Source organism: Paralcaligenes sp. KSB-10, from assembly GCF_021266465.1.
Lineage (GTDB): Bacteria > Pseudomonadota > Gammaproteobacteria > Burkholderiales > Burkholderiaceae_B.
Map to the genome: position 1 here is coordinate 1349880 of NZ_CP089848.1, position 17056 is coordinate 1366935.

Below are 17056 nucleotides of genomic sequence, written 5' to 3' on the forward strand. Positions count from 1 at the left end.
CTCTTATGACACTTCACACGTCCCCGACGAATCCCGAGCGTCCGCGCGAACGCCTGATCGCTCACGGCGCAGCGGTTCTGACCTCGCCGGAGCTCCTGGCCATCATCCTGCGTACCGGAATAAAAGGCTGCGACGCCGTCAGCCTGGGACATCGCCTGATGACGCAATTCGGAGGCCTGCGCGGCCTGCTGGCGGCCGACGCGCAAACGCTCCTGTCCATCGACGGATTAGGCATGGCCAAAACCTGCGAACTCCTGGCCATCAACGAACTGAATCGGCGCGCCCTCGCCGAAGACCTCAAGGCCGGCCACGCCCTGGATCAGCCGCAGCGTGTCAAGCATTACTGTACCGCCACTCTGGGACATTTGCGGGTCGAGCACTGCATGGCCCTGTACCTCGACAGCCAGTACCGCCTGATCGTCAGCGAGGAAATATCACGAGGCACCCTCACCCAGGCGTCGATATACCCGCGCGAGGTCATCAAGGCCGGGCTCAGGCACCACGCCGCCGCCCTGATCCTGGCCCACAACCACCCCTCGGGCGTGGCCGAACCCAGCGAAGCCGACCTGACCCTCACCCGGCACCTGAAACATGCATTGGCGCTGGTCGACATCAGATTGCTGGATCACCTTATCGTAACGGGCGGCCAAGCCATTTCACTGGCCGAACGGGGGCAGATTTAAACGCAGCTCGCCGCCCGCGCTTGCACAAGCGGGTTTACGCGACAGCGGGCCCGCAAGAGTTGCCCCACGATCAGGAATTGGGGCAATCCGCAGAGGACACGTAGTGGCGGCCCTGTGCAAACACTCCGCCATTCCAAACAAAAACCGCCGGAATGGTATAAGCTTCAAACACCTGCAAACTGTTGATAGCACTCGCATAAAGGAAGCGGGGGCCGGGCCGCACATGGCACGCTATCCCTCTCCGAGCCACGCCTCGGAGGTTCCCGCACAAGACCATGAAACATCTGTGGGACATATCACCCGCCGTATCGTCGCGCTCGCCGGTATTTCCGGGCGACACGCCTTATAAACAACACTGGCGCTGGTCCATCGGCGCCAATTGCCCAGTCAATGTCAGCGAAATAACCATGTCGCCGCATGTGGGAGCCCACGCCGACGCCCCCCTGCACTACGACGCCGAAGGAGCACCCGTCGGCACGCTGGGGCTTGAACCATTTCTGGGGCCCTGCCGGGTCATCCACGCCATCCACAGCCGCCCCCTGATAACCATCGACGATCTGCTGCCGTCCCTGGCCGGTGCCCCACCCCGGATACTCGTGCGAACCAGCATGCGGGCCGCGACCGAGCTCTGGAGCGACGAGTTTTCAGCCTTCGCCCCGGAAACCGTCGCGTACCTGGCCGATAAAGGCGTCCTGCTCATCGGCATCGATACCCCCAGCATCGACCCAGCATCGAGTAAAACCCTGGACAGCCACCAGACCATTTTGCGCCACAATATGCGAGTACTCGAAAACCTGGTGCTTGACGCGGTTCCGGCAGGCGATTACGAACTTATTGCGCTACCCCTGGCTTTTATAGAGGCCGACGCCAGCCCGGTGCGCGCCGTGCTGCGGTCGCTGAACTAGAACATTTTGGATTCAAGCGTTTACGGCACTCAATGCATTCCCGTAACGCAGCCGCAGGGTGGGCGGTGCCGTGCAGTCCGGCGGTAGTCCAGCGCCGGGTGCTGACGAAGGGAAGGCGGGGGATGTCGGCGGGCCCTGTTTGAGCCCGGCCTCGCGAGGCCGGGCGAGTTGGCCCGACGCCCGCCTGGACGAGGCAGACCCGGGCAGTCGGGGTGCGCAGCACCACGACCGCTGGACGTGCCGGACTACACAGCACCGCCCACCCTGCGGCGTCTTTATAGAATTACCCGTCCAAAGTAATAATATCAAACCCAAACGGCCCCAAAAAAAATCGACTGAATCGCGCCCAGCCGCCATAAAACACTTAAACCCAAAATACCCCAGGCAATGGCCCGGCCGCCAAAAACAGTTTGCCAACCGATTTACAAACCTCGGCTTTCCATGCTAGAATTTCTGGCTAATTATTGGATACGTGGTTAGGTTTGGCAAAAACAGCTGCGGCGCCCTTTGGGGTTTTGCGCAAAATGCCTTCAAGCCTGGCTGGCGACCCGGACTATTTGGGATAGCATCCCAGGAATAACAGGAAACCGACATGAAAGAAGGCATCCACCCCGAATACCGCGACGTGGTGTTTCTGGATCAGCAAACAGGCACTAAATTTATTTCGCGCTCTACGCTCAACAGCCGCGAAACAGTCGAACTCGACGGTAAAACATACCCTCTTTTCAAGTGCGACGTAACTTCTGAATCGCATCCGTTCTACACGGGCGCTCAAACACGCATCGTCGAAACCGGCCGCGTTGAAAAATTCCGCGCCCGTTTTGCCCGCACCGCTGGCACAACCAAGAAAGCATCGTAAATCGAACGATCCTGCGTCGTTCCTTGAAGGCAGCCTAGCGGCTGCCTTTTTACTTTAAGATAGCATTGTCTTTTTACCTCTCGGGGCGCCCATTTCCGTGTCACCCAACGACTCCCGATCCACCCCCGCTCGCCTGACTGCGCCGGCTACGATCAAGCTGCCTAGAATCCTGCTCCTGGTTCTTGGAGTCGTTTACATTTTTGCGGGGCTGTTTTTTCGAGACCCCTGGAAAACCGACGATGTGGTGGGGCTGGCCACGATGCTCACCGCCTTGCACGGCCCGGCGCAGGCCTGGCTGCTGCCGCAGGTCGGGGTGCTTGCCCACGCGCAGGACGGCCCCCTCATTACCTGGGTCGGGGCTTTCAGCATCTGGCTTTTCGGGCCGTTTTTCGAGTACTTCACCTCCTCCCTGAACGCCGCCCTGATTGCCTCGCGCCTGCCCAATCTGCTGTGGTTCGGGCTGGTTACAAGCTCGATATGGTACGGCACCTATCTGCTGGGCCGCCGTCCGGAACCGCAACCGCTGGCCCTGCCGTTTGGCGGGGAACCCACCGTGCGCGACTACGGGCGCATGATTGCCGATGCCGCACTCCTGCTCATTGTCGCTACGGTGGGCATCCTGTGGCGCATGCACGAAACCTCCGAGGTGCCCGCCCTTATCGCATTCCAGGCCCTGGCTTTTTACGCCGTGGCCCGCATGCTGGACCGGCCATTGTCCGGCGCGATTACCCTGGGCGTCGCACTGGCCGGGGCTTTCCTGACACGGGGCTGGATCGGATCACTGCCCATCATGCTGGCGGTGCCCTTTATATTTCAGCCGCGCAGCGTGTTGTGGCATGCCAAGCACTGGCTCGTCATCACAATAGTAGTGACCATATCGCTGATTGCCCTGTGGTGGATCCCGGCCAACCGGATCGGCGACTACTGGATGCAAAACTGGTGGAGATGGAATCTCGGCTCCTTCTCCTGGCCCAGTTACGAAACAAGCTTGAGCATTTTGCGCGATCTGCCCTGGTTCTTGTGGCCCACCTGGCCCTTTGCGCTGCTGGCGATCTGGCGCTGGCGCTCATGGTTGGCGGCACCGCATATCTGGATCCCGCTGATGTTCGCCGCCTGGCCGCTGCTGACCATGTTTTTCCTGGCCGACGTATTCGAGCCTGAATACAGCCTGATGGCTGTGCCGGTGGCCGTGCTTGCCGCCTTCTCGCTGCCCACCCTCAGGCGCGGAGTCGTCAATTCGCTGGACTGGTTTGCCGTCATGTGCTTTTCGCTCACCGCCGCCACGGTATGGCTCGGATGGGTTGCCCTGCAAACAGGCTGGCCGCGGCAAATTGCCCACAACATCGCGCGACAAACGACCGGCTACGAGGCCCATGTGGCGCCCGCAGCCGTATTGATCGCCCTGGCGGCTACCCTGACCTGGGTGGGGCTGGTGCGCTGGCGGCTCCATTCAAAACCCCTTGCCCTGTGGCGTGGAACAGTCCTGTCGGCCGGAGGCCTGATTGTCACCTGGGTGCTGCTGGCCACGCTCTGGATGCCGGCGCTGGACTACGTGCGCAGTTATCGCGATGTGTCGGCCCAGCTGAAAACAGCATTGCAAACCTATAAAAAGCCGCACGAATGCGTGCGCGCACAAGGAGTCGGATCGGGCCAGCGCGCCTCGTTCCTGGTCTTCAACCAAATTAACTTCAGCTACGACTCCCATTGCACGCTGATTCTGCAGCAAACCTCACCGCAGAGCCTCGAAAATGGTACGGCGGCCTATTCGGGAGCGGCCGAGTCCGGCACAGCCGAAGTGTTGTGGCAGGGCAAGCGCGGGCCGGACCGCCATGAAATCTTCCGGTTGCTGCGCGTAATCAAGAAATGAGATCCACCATACCTTCACCGGTAACGTTGGGGTTTTACATCAAGGAAACACTCAGGCAGGCCTGGCCGGTGCTGGTCAGTTCCTGGGCGGGTATCGCATTCGGCGTGATCGATACCGCCATGGCCGGCCACGCAAGCGCCGCAGACCTCCAGGCCATGGCGCTTTCCGTGTCCATCTACATCACCATTTTTGTCGGCCTGATGGGCGTCGTGCACGCCCTGATCCCCATTCTTGCCCAACATTACGGAGGCGGGCGCTATCTGGAAGTAGGCCGAACCTGGGGCCAGGGTGTCTGGCTGGCCCTGGGGCTGTCGCTGGTGGGTGCCGTGACCATGCTGTTCCCCGATGTCTGGTTGATGCTGTCGGGCGATGTCGAGCCTGCCGTGCGCAACGGAATCACCTGGTACTTGCGCGCCCTGATTCTGGCTTTGCCGGCCACACTGGTTTTTCGCACGATTTACGCACTGGGGGCGGCGGTGTCGCGGCCCAAAACCGTAATGACGATCAACCTGATCAGCATCGTCTTCAAATTCCTTTTCAACTGGCTGTTCATGTTCGGCAAGCTCGGCCTGCCGGCAATGGGGGCCGCCGGCGCCGGCCTGTCGACTGCGGTAGTCAGCTGGCTTTGCCTGGGCACGGGCCTCTGGGTGCTGCGACGCGACCCCTACTACACAAGATTCAAGCCCACCCTCGGCCGCCTGCACTGGCCTGTTCTGAAGGAATTGCTGCGGCTGGGGCTGCCCATGGGCGGCTCTTACCTGGTTGAGGTCTGCGCCTTCAGCTTCATGGCATTGCTGATTGCGCGGGAAGGCATGTTTGTTTCAGGCGGGCATCAAATTGCCGCCAATCTGGCCGCGCTGTGCTACATGATGCCCATGGCGGTGGGGGTCGCCTCGGCATCGCTCACCGCGCAAGCGATAGGAGCCAATGACTTCAAGCGCGCAAAAAAAACCGGGCTGGCGGGGCTGCTTGTGGTGCTCGGCGGTGCGCTGATCACCGCAACCCTGCTGATCGTTGGCCGCCCGCTCATCCTGGAGGCTTATACCGACGATCTGCAGGTCGCCGCCGTCGCGGCAACGTTATTGCAGATCATTCCTTTTTTCCATCTATGCGACGCCATGCAATGCATAGGGTCTTATTTGCTGCGGGCCTATAAAGTCGCGGTCGTCCCATTGCTGTTGCAGATCGTGGCCCTGACCGGCATCGGACTGGTCGGAGGCTGGTGGCTGGGTTTCGGCGCTGGAGCCGGCGCCCTGCGCCCCCTCATCAACGCCCTGATGCCCGGCGCACCGACCGGTGCCGCAACCATGTGGCTCATGGCGCTGACCGGACTGGGCCTGTCGGCCTTATTGCTGCATAGCTGGTACTGGCACGTGGTGCGGATTCACGGTCAGCGCCACTCCCGCCAAGCCGCTTGATGCAGGCCCGCAAGGGACGGCCACAAGAGCCGGCCCTTGCGGGCGACGCTTCTACGAATAAATGTAGTCGCGGCGCCATGGGTAGCTCAAGTCCGGCGGGCTGTCGAGTTCATCGGTGCGCCCTATCGAAATGGGCTGGGCCAATATTTGATGCAGCGCTATCCAGCCGTGCTCGAAACCCATCGCGCAACCGGCCAGGTACATTCGATAGGCACGCAGCGAGCGTTCACCCTGCTCGCCTCCGAGAATCGCCCGGGCTTGCGGCAAACATGCCTCGAGCGCATCGCTCCATGCCCACAGGGTACGCGCATAGTGCGGCCGCAGGTTCTCGATATCGACATCTTCAAGGCCGCCGTCGGTCAGATTGGCGAGCACATTGCTGATGTGGGTCAGTTCTCCACCCGGAAAAATGTATTTCTCGATGAACTCGCCCATGCCGGCGCCAAGTTCGGCGTTCTTTACGCCGCCGGCCGTAATTCCATGGTTGAGCACCAGGCCGCCCGGGCGCACCAGACGGCGCAATTTGGAAAAATAGCCGTTGAGCTGAGCCCTGCCCACGTGTTCGAACATGCCAACCGAGGCAATCTTGTCGTAGGGCGTCGATTCGTCGAGCTTGCGGTAGTCGAGCAGATGCATGCGTACCTGCCCACCCAGGCCTTTGGCCTCGATCAGGCGATTGACATGGGTATGCTGGTTTTTGGACAAGGTTATGCCTGTTGCATCAACCCCGTAATTCTCGGCGGCCCACATCAGCAGCCCTCCCCAGCCGGCGCCGACATCCAGGAAACGTTCGCCTTTTTTCAACATGAGCTTGCGGCAGATATGATCGAGCTTGGCTTCCTGCGCCTGGGCGACAGACATGCCGGGTTCGCGAAAATAAGCGCAGGAATAAACCCTGCGCGGATCCAGCCACAAGGCATAAAACTCGTCGGACAAGTCGTAATGAAACTGAATCTGGCGTTCGTCGCGTTCGATGGAATGGCGCCACACCGACACCAGGCGCTGCACCAGTCCCGTCAGCCAACCGCCGCGAGCCGCATCAACAGGCGAGCCGGGCAAAATAGCCGCGGCAACCCGCATAAGATCGCGCATGGAGCCGTCGATATCAAGCTTCCCCTCGACATAATCTTCTCCCAGTACTCCCACTTCACCAGTGGCCAGATGCGCCAGAGTTGCTCTATCTTTGATAGTCATGCGAACCTGCGGATTGGGCGCTCCCAAACGCGCTCCATCGGGCATGACGAGTTCTACGGGCAACGGTAACAGCGCAAGCTTACTTTCGACAGCAGACACAACCGAACTCACAAGCAATCTCCTATTTTTAAGCGATGAAATTCTGAATAAAGCCAAGTTTTCACAAAAATAAGACGAATTGAGACGTGCTACGATGCCAGCCACCCTCAATTTGTGTCCAATTTATCATCAAATGGCCGATCGCGAATACCCGGCCACCACCCTGTCCCCCATTTCCCGTATCATTAATTCAGCAGGATTGCCGGCTGCGCGCCACCCCTGACGCACCAGCGACCACGCCACCGGCGCCCCGGCGCCTTACCCTTTCCAGATATGTCTTCTGTGCAAAAAAAACACGCTTTCCCCCGGTGGCTGATCTTGATGGGCCTGCTTACGGCCCTCGGCCCGCTGGCCATCGATATGTATCTGCCCGCATTCCCCGCGATAGTGCAAGGCCTGAACACGACACAGGGGCAAGTAGAGCGGACACTGGCCAGTTATTTGTTCGGCCTGGCCATCGCGCAGATTTTCTACGGGCCCTTTGCCGATCGCTACGGTCGCAAGCTGCCTCTCGTCATGGGGCTGGCCCTGTTCATTATCGCCTCGATCGCCTGCGGCCTGACCAGTAGTATCGAACACCTGACCTTGTGGCGTATCGTGCAGGCATTTGGCGGAGCATCGGGCATGGTCATCCCGCGGGCCGTCATACGCGACAACTTCGACACCCGCGAAGCGGCCAAGGCCCTGTCCGTACTGATACTGGTCATGGGAGTTACTCCCATACTGGCCCCGCTTCTAGGTGGACAAGTCCTGATTTTCGGAAGCTGGCGCGGCCTGTTCGCGATCATGACAATCTGCGGCGTGCTCTTGCTGGTGGGCGTAATCCGCTACATGCGCGAAACGCTCCCACCCGAAAAGGCCATTCCGCTGAGAGTCTCCACGATTGCCCGCAACTACACGGGATTGCTGCGCCACAGGGGATTCATGTGCTACACGCTTGCCGGAGGGTTCGGATCGGCAGGCATGTTTGCTTACATTTCCGGATCGCCACGTGTATTCATCGAGATTTTTCATGTCGATCCGAAATATTTCGGATTTTTATTCGGACTTAACGCAGCGGCGCTCATCATTACCTCGCAGATCAGCGCAAGGCTGCTGAACCGCTACTCCCCCGAAACCCTGCTTAAAATCGCGCAAATCTGCCTGGCCGGCATAACCCTGGCGGCGTTGATGGTCACCCTCGCGGGCGCAATGACGCTGCCTCTGCTCATGCTTTGCCTGATCGGCTTCATGGGAAGCCAGGGGTTCGTAAGCCCCAATGCCGCCGCGTTGGCCCTGTCCGAGCAGGGCAATCGCCTGGGAGTGGCATCCGCCCTCATGGGTACATTGCAAATGCTGTGCGGAGCCCTGTCGGGCCTGGCCGTCAGTGAATGGCAATCCAGTACACCCCTGCCTTTGACAGGCATGCTGGCGCTTTGTGCCTGCCTGTCGTGGCTATTTGGGCGCGTGGCCTTACGTACCGCTTGATTAGACTGGGCATTTCGTATTAGAATACTAGGCTTTACGAATGTACCGGTCTTTTAATTAGCCTACACGATTATCCACCAAGGCACAGGCCCGAATACCAAGCTGCATGCCAAACCGCATGCAATGTATGTATGGCCCGAGTCGCCGGTGGGGCAAGTGACGGTGATAGGCCAATCTAAATTATCAAGGGGTATGACCATGGCACGCGTATGCCAAGTTACCGGCAAAGGCCCAATGACGGGCAACAATGTTTCGCACGCAAACAATAAAACCAAGCGTCGCTTTTTACCTAACCTGCAATCGCGCCGCTTCTGGGTCGAGAGCGAAAACCGCTGGATACGCTTGCGCGTTTCCACCAAAGCGATCCGCACAATCGATAAAAACGGCATCGATGTCGTTTTGGCCGACTTGCGCGCCCGCGGCGAACTGGCTTAAGCCACGCTAGCGTTCTAACCATCAGGAGCTGATCATGGCAAAAGGTATACGCGAGAAAATCAAACTCGAATCGACCGCCGGTACTGGTCATTTTTACACGACCACCAAAAACAAACGCAGCATGCCCGAAAAAATGCTGATCAAAAAATTTGATCCCGTTGCTCGCAAGCATGTCGATTACAAAGAAACCAAGCTTAAATAAAAAAAGCGGTTTTTTTATCGAAGACCCCGCCGCGGCGGGGTTTTTTCATGCCCGCCCCAAACACGCCGCCCCTTGGGCCAACCCCGCATTCGACCTCGGCGGCCGCGCCGCCCTATAATGCGGGGTTTACCTTACTGAATTTCACTGAACCCCCGGATCCCATGCAGGAACGTTATAACCCCACTGCCGTCGAAGCGGCCTCCCACCAAAACTGGCAAGCACGCGACGCGTATCGCGTCGTGGAAAACGCCACGTTCCCGGACGGCACGGCCAAGCCCAAGTTCTATGCCTGCTCCATGCTGCCCTACCCGAGCGGCAAACTGCACATGGGGCACGTACGCAACTACACCATCAACGACATGATGGCGCGCCAGTTGCGCATGCGCGGCTATAACGTGCTGATGCCCATGGGCTGGGACGCGTTCGGCATGCCGGCCGAAAACGCCGCCATCAAATCCAAGGTGCCGCCCGCCAAATGGACGTACGACAATATCGCGTACATGAAAAAGCAGATGCAGGCGATGGGTCTGGCCATAGACTGGTCGCGCGAAATGTGCGCCTGCGACCCCCAATACTACAAATGGAACCAGTGGCTGTTTCTGCAGATGCTCGACAAGGGCATCGCCTATCGCAAAACCCAGGTTGTCAACTGGGATCCGGTCGATCAAACCGTGCTGGCCAACGAGCAGGTCATAGACGGACGCGGCTGGCGCTCGGGCGCCCTGGTCGAAAAGCGCGAAATTCCGGGTTACTACCTGCGCATCACCGACTACGCCGATGAACTGCTCGATCACGTGAAAAGCGGCCTGCCCGGCTGGCCCGAGCGCGTACGCCTGATGCAGGAAAACTGGATAGGCAAAAGCGCGGGCGTGCGCTTTGCCTTTACGCACGACATCAAGAACGATACCGGCGAACTCATACAAGACGGACGCATGTATGTCTTTACGACCCGCGCCGACACCATCATGGGCGTTACATTCTGCGCCGTCGCTCCCGAGCACCCGCTGGCCATGCACGCGGCACGCGGCAACCCCGAGCTCGCGGCTTTTATCGAAGCCTGCAAGCAAGGAGGCACGACCGAGGCCGAACTGGCCACGCGCGAAAAAGAAGGGATGCTCACAGGGCTGACCGTCACACACCCGTTGACCGGGGCCCAGGTCGATGTATGGGTCGGCAATTATGTGCTGATCAGCTACGGCGACGGCGCGGTCATGGGCGTGCCCGGCCACGATGAGCGCGATTTTGCCTTTGCCAAAAAATACCGCCTGCCCATCCGCGACGTCATTGCCATCGACGGCAAAACCTATTCCACCGACGCCTGGCAGGAATGGTATGGCGACAAGCAGCAGGGGCACACCGTCCACTCGGGCAAATATGACGGCCTGAGCACCGCCGCGGCCGTCGATGCCGTGGCCGCCGATCTGGCTGCTCAGGGCCTGGGTGAAAAACAAACCACCTGGCGCTTGCGCGACTGGGGGATTTCGCGCCAGCGGTACTGGGGCACGCCAATCCCCATTATCCATTGCCCCGATTGCGGTCCGGTGCCGGTGCCCGAGCAAGACCTGCCGGTGGTGCTGCCCGACGACCTGATCCCCGACGGCAGCGGCAACCCCCTGGCCAAGCACGAGGCATTCCTGTCCTGCAAATGCCCGAAATGCGGAACAGCGGCGCGGCGTGAAACCGACACCATGGATACCTTTGTCGATTCATCCTGGTACTTCATGCGCTACACCTCGCCCAACAACGACAAGGCCATGGTCGATGCCCGCAACGACTACTGGATGCCCATGGATCAATACATAGGCGGGATTGAGCACGCCGTATTGCATCTGCTGTACGCCCGTTTCTGGACGCGGGTCATGCGCGACCTGGGCCTGGTGAAATTCAGCGAGCCCTTCACCCGGCTGCTATGCCAGGGCATGGTGCTCAATCACATCTACTCGCGCAAGAACGCGCAGGGCGGCATCGAATACTTCTGGCCCGAAGAGATCGAAAACACCTACGACGCCAAGGGTGCGATCAGCGGATCGCACCTGCGATCGGACGGATCGGCCGTCCAGTATGGCGGCATAGGCACCATGTCCAAATCCAAAAACAATGGCGTGGATCCCCAGTCGCTCATCGACTCCATGGGTGCCGATACCGCCCGTCTGTTCGTCATGTTCGCCAGCCCGCCGGAACAAACTCTGGAATGGTCCGATTCGGGCGTGGAAGGCGCCAACCGTTTCCTGCGCAAACTCTGGATGCTCTGCCTCGACAGGCAGTCAACCGTACTGGGCGCGCCGGCTGCCGCCGCCGACTGGTCCCAGGCCAGTGAAGCCATCAAGGCCCTGCGGCGCGAAATCCATGGCTTGCTCAAGCAGGCCGATTACGACTATCAGCGCATTCAGTACAACACGGTGGTCTCGACCTGCATGAAAATGCTCAACGCCATCGAGTCGGCCAAACTGGGCGACAGCCAGGCCGCATCGCAGGCCGTGGCCGAAACGCTGAGCATCCTGCTGCGCGTGCTGTATCCGGTCGTGCCCCACATCACCTGGCAGCTCTGGCAGGATCTTGGTTTCGATCGCGCCTACGGCGACCTGCTCGATGCACCCTGGCCCGATGTCGACGCAGCGGCGCTGATTGCCGATGAAATCGAACTCATGCTGCAGGTCAACGGCAAGCTGCGCGGCTCTCTCACCGTCGCCAACGGCGCCAACAAGGCCGACATCGAGCAACTGGCGGTGGCCCACGATGCCGTAGCCCGCTTTCTCGAGGGTCGGCCCGTCAAGCGAGCCATCGTGGTTCCTGGCAAACTCGTCAATATTGTCGGATAAAATCAGCTATGCACAATTTCCAGCTCAGGCACCCTTCCCCATCGACGCAACGCGGCTTGCGGGGGCTTGTCTGCGTTGTGTTATGCGCGTTGCTGGTGGCATGCGGCTTCAAGCTGCGGGGCACTGCGCCTTTGCCGTTCGACACGCTGTATACCAATATTCCCGAAAACTCGGAATTCGGCGCGCAAATGCGGCGCGCCATCCAGGCCAGCTCGCCCAATACCCGGTTTGTCGACAAACCGGGCGATGCCCAGGCCAAGCTGATTCAATTGGCCAACAACCAGTCCCTGCGCGAAGTTTCCATCAATGCCCAGGGCCTGGTCGAAGAATACGAGCTCAACCTGACCTTCGTCTTCGAACTGATCGATGCCAAGGGCCACATACTGCTGCCGCCCACCACACTCACTTCCAGCCAGGACATGCCTTACGATCCAAATGCGATTCAGGCCAAGCAGGGAGAAATCGGCACCATGTTCAAGCAAATGCAGAAGAGCCTGGTGGACCGCGTCGTTCGGCGCCTGAGCTCGCCCGATGTGACCGAAGCCGTCAAGAACCTGGACCAGCAGCCGATCGAAGAAAACCCCAAAGGCTCTTCACGGTACCAGAATACGCCCAAACCCACGCCCTGGATCACGCCGCGCATCTCGCCGGGAACCGGGCTGCAGTAAGGCTGCCATGGGACGCCGACTCGACATCGACAGCCTGTTGAAAAGCCTTCAACAGGCTCAAGCCGCGCTTGATCCGCTTTACATTGTGTCGGGCGACGAACCCCTGCTGATCACCGAAGCCATGGATGGCTTGCGTGCCGCGGCCACCAGGGCGGGCTATGCCGAGCGCACCAGCCTCATGCTCGACGCGCGCAGCGATTGGAGCACCGTTACCGCGGCAACGCAGAACATCTCGCTGTTTGGAGATCGACGCCTGATCGAATTGAAAATCCCCACCGGCAAGCCTGGCAAGACAGGCGGCGAAGTCCTCCTCAAACTGGCCGGCATGGCGCAAAGCGGCGAGCTTGCCGATACGCTTGTGCTGGTCAGCCTGCCGCGGCTGGATAAGACAACCCGCACCAGCAAATGGGCACAGGGCCTGATGCAGTGCGGCACAGCCATTGAACTGGCCAACGTCGAGCGCACCGATCTGCCCCGCTGGATACAGCAACGGCTGGCCAGGCAGAATCAGCAGCTCGATCCGGCAACGCTCGAATGGATGGCCGACAAGGTCGAAGGCAACTTGCTGGCGGCTTTTCAGGAAATACAGAAACTGGCCCTGTTGTACCCCGAAGGCAAGATCGACGCCGCCGACGTCGAGCGCGCCGTCCTGAACGTGGCGCGCTACGATGTATTCGGCCTGCGCGATGCCATGCTGGCCGGCCAGGCAGCCAAGGCCCTGACCATACTGGCCGGACTGCGCGCCGAAGGAGAAGCGCTGCCCCTGGTACTCTGGGCGGTCGGCGACGAAATCCGCATCATGGCCCGGCTGGCGCTGGCCCAGTCGCTGGGTCGCGACTTGGGAAGCGAGATGCGCAATCAACGGATTTTCGGGGCACGCGAACAGCTGGTGCGCCAGACGCTGGCGCGCGTGCCGCACAAGGCGTGGCCGGCCGCCGTCCAGCACGCCCACGATGTCGATCGCCTTATCAAAGGGCTGAAGGTGCCCGGCCGGCTCGACGACCCATGGGAAGAAATGGGGCGGCTTGCCCTGCGTATCGCCGCCGGCAAACCCAGGGCCGCACATTGACCGTCGCCGCCCGTTTTTGTGAAAGCCCGGAAAGCTGGGATAATCCCGGTATCCCCTGTTTTATTTGAATCATGACCGACTCCACCGTTCTCGACGCAGCGTCAACCGACGCAGTCATCCACGACATGACCGTTCTGGGCATGCAGGCCCGCCAGGCCTCGCGCCTCATGATGAAAGCCGCGGGCCACGCCAAGGCTCACGCCCTGCGTGCCATGGCCGCACGCCTGCAAGCCAATAAAGAATATCTGCGGGAAGAAAATGCCAAAGACCTCGACCATGCCAGGAAGAATCAACTGGCCCCGGCCATGATCGATCGCCTGACGCTGTCCGACAAGGCACTGAACACCATGGCCACGGGCCTGCTGCAAATTGCCGACATGCCCGACCCCATCGGCAGCCAGACGGCATCCACCACGCGGCCCAACGGCATGCGTGTGGCGCAGATGCGCGTACCTCTTGGGGTGATCGGCATTATTTACGAATCGCGCCCCAACGTTACCATCGACGCCGCCGCGCTCTGCCTGAAATCCGGCAATGCCGTCATTTTGCGCGGCGGCAGCGAAGCCCTGCATTCCAACCTGGCGCTGGGCTCCATTATCCAGGAAGGCCTGGCCGATGCGGCGCTGCCCGCCCATGCCGTGCAGGTCGTGGGCACCACCGACCGCGCGGCGGTGGGTCAATTGATTACCATGACCGACTATATCGACGTCATCGTTCCGCGCGGCGGCAAGGGCCTGATCGCACGGCTTTCGGCCGAGGCCAAGGTGCCGCTCATCAAGCATCTGGACGGCAATTGCCATGTATATATCGATGCCGCCGCCGATCTCGACAAGGCGCACAATGTCGCCGTCAATGCGAAAACCTACCGCTATGGCGTCTGCGGCGCCATGGAAACCCTGCTGGTGCACCAGGACATCGCCGCCCGCATTCTGCCGCGCCTGGCTAAAACACTGGGCGACAAAGGGGTTGAGTTGCGCGGCTGCGAACGAACCCGGGCCCTGGTTGCAAGCGCCATACCGGCCACCGAGGAAGACTGGGCCACCGAATACCTCGCGCCCATACTGGCGATCCGAGTCGTCGACAGCCTGGATCAGGCCATCGAGCACATTGCGCGCTGGAGCTCCGGCCATACCGAATCGATCGTCACTGAAAGCCTGCCCGCCGCCACGCAGTTCCAGCGCGAAGTCGACTCAAGCTCGGTCTACATCAATCTGCCCACCTGCTTCGCCGATGGCTTCGAATACGGCCTGGGCGCCGAAATCGGCATCTCGACCAATCGTTTGCACGCCCGCGGTCCGGTCGGCCTCGAAGGCCTGACCACGCTCAAATGGGTACTTACCGGCGAAGGCCAACTGCGCGGCTGAAAACGCCGGCTTCCCACCGGCAAGCCGCACGGCTTTCGCGGTTTGCGCGCAGGTCATTTTTTATTGAACGGCGTCATGCTCTGGATTAAAACCTTCCATATTCTATTTGTCGTTTCGTGGTTTGCGGGCCTGTTCTATTTGCCGCGCATCTACGTCAATCTGGCGCAAACGCAAGACGGCGCAACCTTCGACTGCCTGCTGGGCATGGCCCGCCGGTTATACCGGTTCATGACTCCCCTGGCGGTTCTGGCGGTGATCTTCGGACTATGGCTTTTCCTGGGTTACAAAATAGGCCAGGGCAGCGGCTGGATGCACGCCAAGCTTTTTTTCGTCGTCCTGCTCGTCGGCTATCATCATGCCTGCGGACGACTACTCAAAAAATTCTCGGCGGGGCAAAATACCCGCAGCCACCGGTTTTACCGATGGTTTAACGAAATACCCGTTATTCTGCTGCTGATCATCATTATTCTGGTCGTAGTCCGACCCTTTTAAGTCCAGGCGACCATGACCGATAGTCCCAAGCCCAAAAAAACGCTTACGCTCAAAAAAACAGCGGCCGCCCGCCCCTCCGAAGCGCCGGCTGAACGCCGCAAACGAGCCGGAGGACGGGCTCGCCAGGTTGCCCAGCTCGAGCGCGCACGCGATCAGCAGCGCAACACACGCGAGCCTGCTCCTCTTCCTCCCATCGCCGTGGCGTCCGCCCCCCGCAAACAGCGCTCCCGCAACGCATCCAGCCAGGAACACGCCGCGCCAGCGGCCGCCACACCCGAAACCGACGAATTTCATGCCCGGCACACCGAGCATCGGGGCTCCCGATCGCAGTCGCGCGCCGAAATATTTCCTGTCTTTGCCCCCTGCCCCCAAGGTATCGAAGAAGCACTGGCCGCCGAACTGCAAGCCCTGGGTTTCGACCAGGTCCAGCCCGCCCGCGCGGGATGCAGCTTTTACGCCGACTGGACCGGCATACAACGTGCCAATCTGTATTCCAGGCTGGCCACGCGCATTCTGGTGCAAGTGGCCCACGGCCCGGTTCATCATGAAGACGACATCCTCGATCTCGCCTATCGCACTCCCTGGGAACGCTGGTTTGGCGCCGAACAAACCCTGCGTGTCGATACCTCGGCCATACGCAGCCCCATGAAAAGCCTGCAATACTGCAATCTGCGCGCCAAGGACGGCATCTGCGACCGCCTGCGGGACCGCGAAGGCAGCCGCCCCGATATCGATACGGTCAGGCCCGATGCCCGAGTACACCTGTTCCTCACCGAGGATACCGGCACACTCTATCTCGATACTTCGGGTGAATCGCTGTTCAAACGCGGCTGGCGACTCGACAAGGGCAGCGCCCCGCTACGCGAGAATCTGGCGGCGGGCCTGCTGGCGCTTTCCGGCTGGGACCCGTCCCAGCCTCTGCTGGACCCTTTCTGCGGCAGCGGCACAATACTTATCGAGGCGGCCTGGATCGCGCTGGGCGTGCCGGCCGGCATCTGGCGCCCATTCGGCTTTGAGCGCCTGCGCAACCACGACGCGCGGCATTGGCGCGACATCAAGGACGAGGCCCGCACACATATCGCGCCGCAGCTTGAAAGCCCGCTGGTCGGCTACGATATCGACCCCGCCGCCATCGACGCCGCCAAACTCAATATGGAACGCGCGTGGTTGACCACCGATTCAATCCGCTTCGAATCAGGCGATGCCCGACAGGTCCGGCCACCGGCCGAATCGGGCTGGCTTATTACCAACCCCCCCTACGGTGAACGCCTGGTCAACGACGAGGCCGGCCTGTGGCGCGCCTGGTCGGAAAATCTCAAAAAGAACTATAGTGGCTGGGAAATCAGCATTATTTCCAGCGACATGGACTTGCCGCAATTGCTGCGCCTCAAGCCCAAGCGCCGCTACCCCTTGTACAACGGGGCCCTGGATTGCCGCTTGTTCAGCTTCGAGATGGTCGCGGCCGGCTATCGCCGCCCAGGCTCCTGACACATACTGTGCTGTAGCGCAACATTT

The 17056-nt window shown here is 60.5% G+C and carries 15 protein-coding genes; 14 read left to right on the forward strand and 1 reads right to left on the reverse strand.

Annotation, left to right across the window (positions count from 1 at the left end):
* The first annotated feature begins 5 nt into the window (after positions 1-5).
* From radC to LSG25_RS06170, 5 genes are all read left to right on the forward strand, one after another.
* Positions 6-683, forward strand: a complete 678-nt coding sequence (gene radC, locus LSG25_RS06150) for a DNA repair protein RadC (protein WP_232743816.1) — start codon at positions 6-8, stop codon at positions 681-683.
* Positions 684-958: 275 nt separating this feature from the next.
* The gene (gene kynB / locus LSG25_RS06155; RefSeq protein WP_232743817.1) at positions 959-1588 is read left to right on the forward strand and encodes an arylformamidase; all 630 of its coding nucleotides are present in this window, start codon (positions 959-961) and stop codon (positions 1586-1588) included.
* Between the two features lie 592 nt (positions 1589-2180).
* Positions 2181-2447: a type B 50S ribosomal protein L31 gene (locus LSG25_RS06160; RefSeq protein ID WP_232743818.1), complete on the forward strand. Its 267-nt coding sequence runs from the start codon at positions 2181-2183 to the stop codon at positions 2445-2447.
* Positions 2448-2544: 97 nt separating this feature from the next.
* Positions 2545-4314, forward strand: coding sequence for a glycosyltransferase family 39 protein (locus LSG25_RS06165; protein WP_232743819.1), 1770 nt, complete (start codon positions 2545-2547; stop codon positions 4312-4314).
* Entirely contained in the window at positions 4311-5732 is a 1422-nt protein-coding gene (locus tag LSG25_RS06170) for an MATE family efflux transporter (RefSeq protein WP_232743820.1), read from the forward strand. The genes LSG25_RS06165 and LSG25_RS06170 overlap by 4 nt, the downstream gene beginning before the upstream one ends.
* 51 nt (positions 5733-5783) lie before the next feature.
* Here LSG25_RS06170 and LSG25_RS06175 read toward each other — a convergent pair whose 3' ends face one another.
* On the reverse strand, positions 5784-6971 hold the full coding sequence (locus tag LSG25_RS06175; protein WP_370635994.1) for a class I SAM-dependent methyltransferase: 1188 nt from the start codon (positions 6969-6971) through the stop codon (positions 5784-5786).
* A 327-nt stretch (positions 6972-7298) separates the two neighbouring features.
* On the opposite strand from LSG25_RS06175, the gene LSG25_RS06180 reads away from it, so the two are divergent.
* The 9 genes from LSG25_RS06180 to LSG25_RS06220 all read left to right on the forward strand — a co-directional run bounded on the left by LSG25_RS06180 (position 7299) and on the right by LSG25_RS06220 (position 17029).
* On the forward strand, positions 7299-8492 hold the full coding sequence (locus LSG25_RS06180; RefSeq protein WP_255696645.1) for a Bcr/CflA family multidrug efflux MFS transporter: 1194 nt from the start codon (positions 7299-7301) through the stop codon (positions 8490-8492).
* A 198-nt stretch (positions 8493-8690) separates the two neighbouring features.
* Entirely contained in the window at positions 8691-8927 is a 237-nt protein-coding gene (gene rpmB / locus LSG25_RS06185) for a 50S ribosomal protein L28 (protein ID WP_232743822.1), read from the forward strand.
* A 34-nt stretch (positions 8928-8961) separates the two neighbouring features.
* On the forward strand, positions 8962-9129 hold the full coding sequence (gene rpmG, locus LSG25_RS06190; RefSeq protein WP_232743823.1) for a 50S ribosomal protein L33: 168 nt from the start codon (positions 8962-8964) through the stop codon (positions 9127-9129).
* A 161-nt stretch (positions 9130-9290) separates the two neighbouring features.
* Entirely contained in the window at positions 9291-11948 is a 2658-nt protein-coding gene (gene leuS / locus LSG25_RS06195; RefSeq protein ID WP_232743824.1) for a leucine--tRNA ligase, read from the forward strand.
* 8 nt (positions 11949-11956) lie between these two features.
* Positions 11957-12616, forward strand: a complete 660-nt coding sequence (lptE, locus tag LSG25_RS06200; RefSeq protein ID WP_232743825.1) for an LPS assembly lipoprotein LptE — start codon at positions 11957-11959, stop codon at positions 12614-12616.
* Positions 12617-12623: 7 nt separating this feature from the next.
* Positions 12624-13685, forward strand: coding sequence for a DNA polymerase III subunit delta (gene holA / locus LSG25_RS06205; protein WP_232743826.1), 1062 nt, complete (start codon positions 12624-12626; stop codon positions 13683-13685).
* Between the two features lie 71 nt (positions 13686-13756).
* Positions 13757-15049: a glutamate-5-semialdehyde dehydrogenase gene (locus LSG25_RS06210; RefSeq protein ID WP_370635961.1), complete on the forward strand. Its 1293-nt coding sequence runs from the start codon at positions 13757-13759 to the stop codon at positions 15047-15049.
* A 75-nt stretch (positions 15050-15124) separates the two neighbouring features.
* The gene (locus tag LSG25_RS06215; RefSeq protein WP_232743827.1) at positions 15125-15541 is read left to right on the forward strand and encodes a CopD family protein; all 417 of its coding nucleotides are present in this window, start codon (positions 15125-15127) and stop codon (positions 15539-15541) included.
* A gap of 12 nt (positions 15542-15553) precedes the next feature.
* Positions 15554-17029 carry a class I SAM-dependent RNA methyltransferase gene (locus LSG25_RS06220; protein WP_232743828.1) on the forward strand — a complete coding sequence of 492 codons (1476 nt, stop codon included), beginning with the start codon at positions 15554-15556 and terminating at the stop codon, positions 17027-17029.
* The last annotated feature ends 27 nt before the right edge of the window (positions 17030-17056 follow it).

Bases quoted from the DNA above. Each gene is read 5' to 3' on its own strand.
- leuS (WP_232743824.1), top strand. From the start codon at position 9,291: ATGCAGGAACGTTATAACCCCACTGCCGTCGAAGCGGCCTCCCACCAA.
- LSG25_RS06210 (WP_370635961.1), top strand. From the start codon at position 13,757: ATGACCGACTCCACCGTTCTCGACGCAGCGTCAACCGACGCAGTCATC.
- LSG25_RS06180 (WP_255696645.1), top strand. From the start codon at position 7,299: ATGTCTTCTGTGCAAAAAAAACACGCTTTCCCCCGGTGGCTGATCTTG.
- lptE (WP_232743825.1), top strand. From the start codon at position 11,957: ATGCACAATTTCCAGCTCAGGCACCCTTCCCCATCGACGCAACGCGGC.
- radC (WP_232743816.1), top strand. From the start codon at position 6: ATGACACTTCACACGTCCCCGACGAATCCCGAGCGTCCGCGCGAACGC.
- LSG25_RS06175 (WP_370635994.1), bottom strand. From the start codon at position 6,971: ATGCCCGATGGAGCGCGTTTGGGAGCGCCCAATCCGCAGGTTCGCATG.
- LSG25_RS06215 (WP_232743827.1), top strand. From the start codon at position 15,125: ATGCTCTGGATTAAAACCTTCCATATTCTATTTGTCGTTTCGTGGTTT.
- rpmG (WP_232743823.1), top strand. From the start codon at position 8,962: ATGGCAAAAGGTATACGCGAGAAAATCAAACTCGAATCGACCGCCGGT.
- LSG25_RS06170 (WP_232743820.1), top strand. From the start codon at position 4,311: ATGAGATCCACCATACCTTCACCGGTAACGTTGGGGTTTTACATCAAG.
- kynB (WP_232743817.1), top strand. From the start codon at position 959: ATGAAACATCTGTGGGACATATCACCCGCCGTATCGTCGCGCTCGCCG.
- holA (WP_232743826.1), top strand. From the start codon at position 12,624: ATGGGACGCCGACTCGACATCGACAGCCTGTTGAAAAGCCTTCAACAG.
- LSG25_RS06220 (WP_232743828.1), top strand. From the start codon at position 15,554: ATGACCGATAGTCCCAAGCCCAAAAAAACGCTTACGCTCAAAAAAACA.
- rpmB (WP_232743822.1), top strand. From the start codon at position 8,691: ATGGCACGCGTATGCCAAGTTACCGGCAAAGGCCCAATGACGGGCAAC.
- LSG25_RS06160 (WP_232743818.1), top strand. From the start codon at position 2,181: ATGAAAGAAGGCATCCACCCCGAATACCGCGACGTGGTGTTTCTGGAT.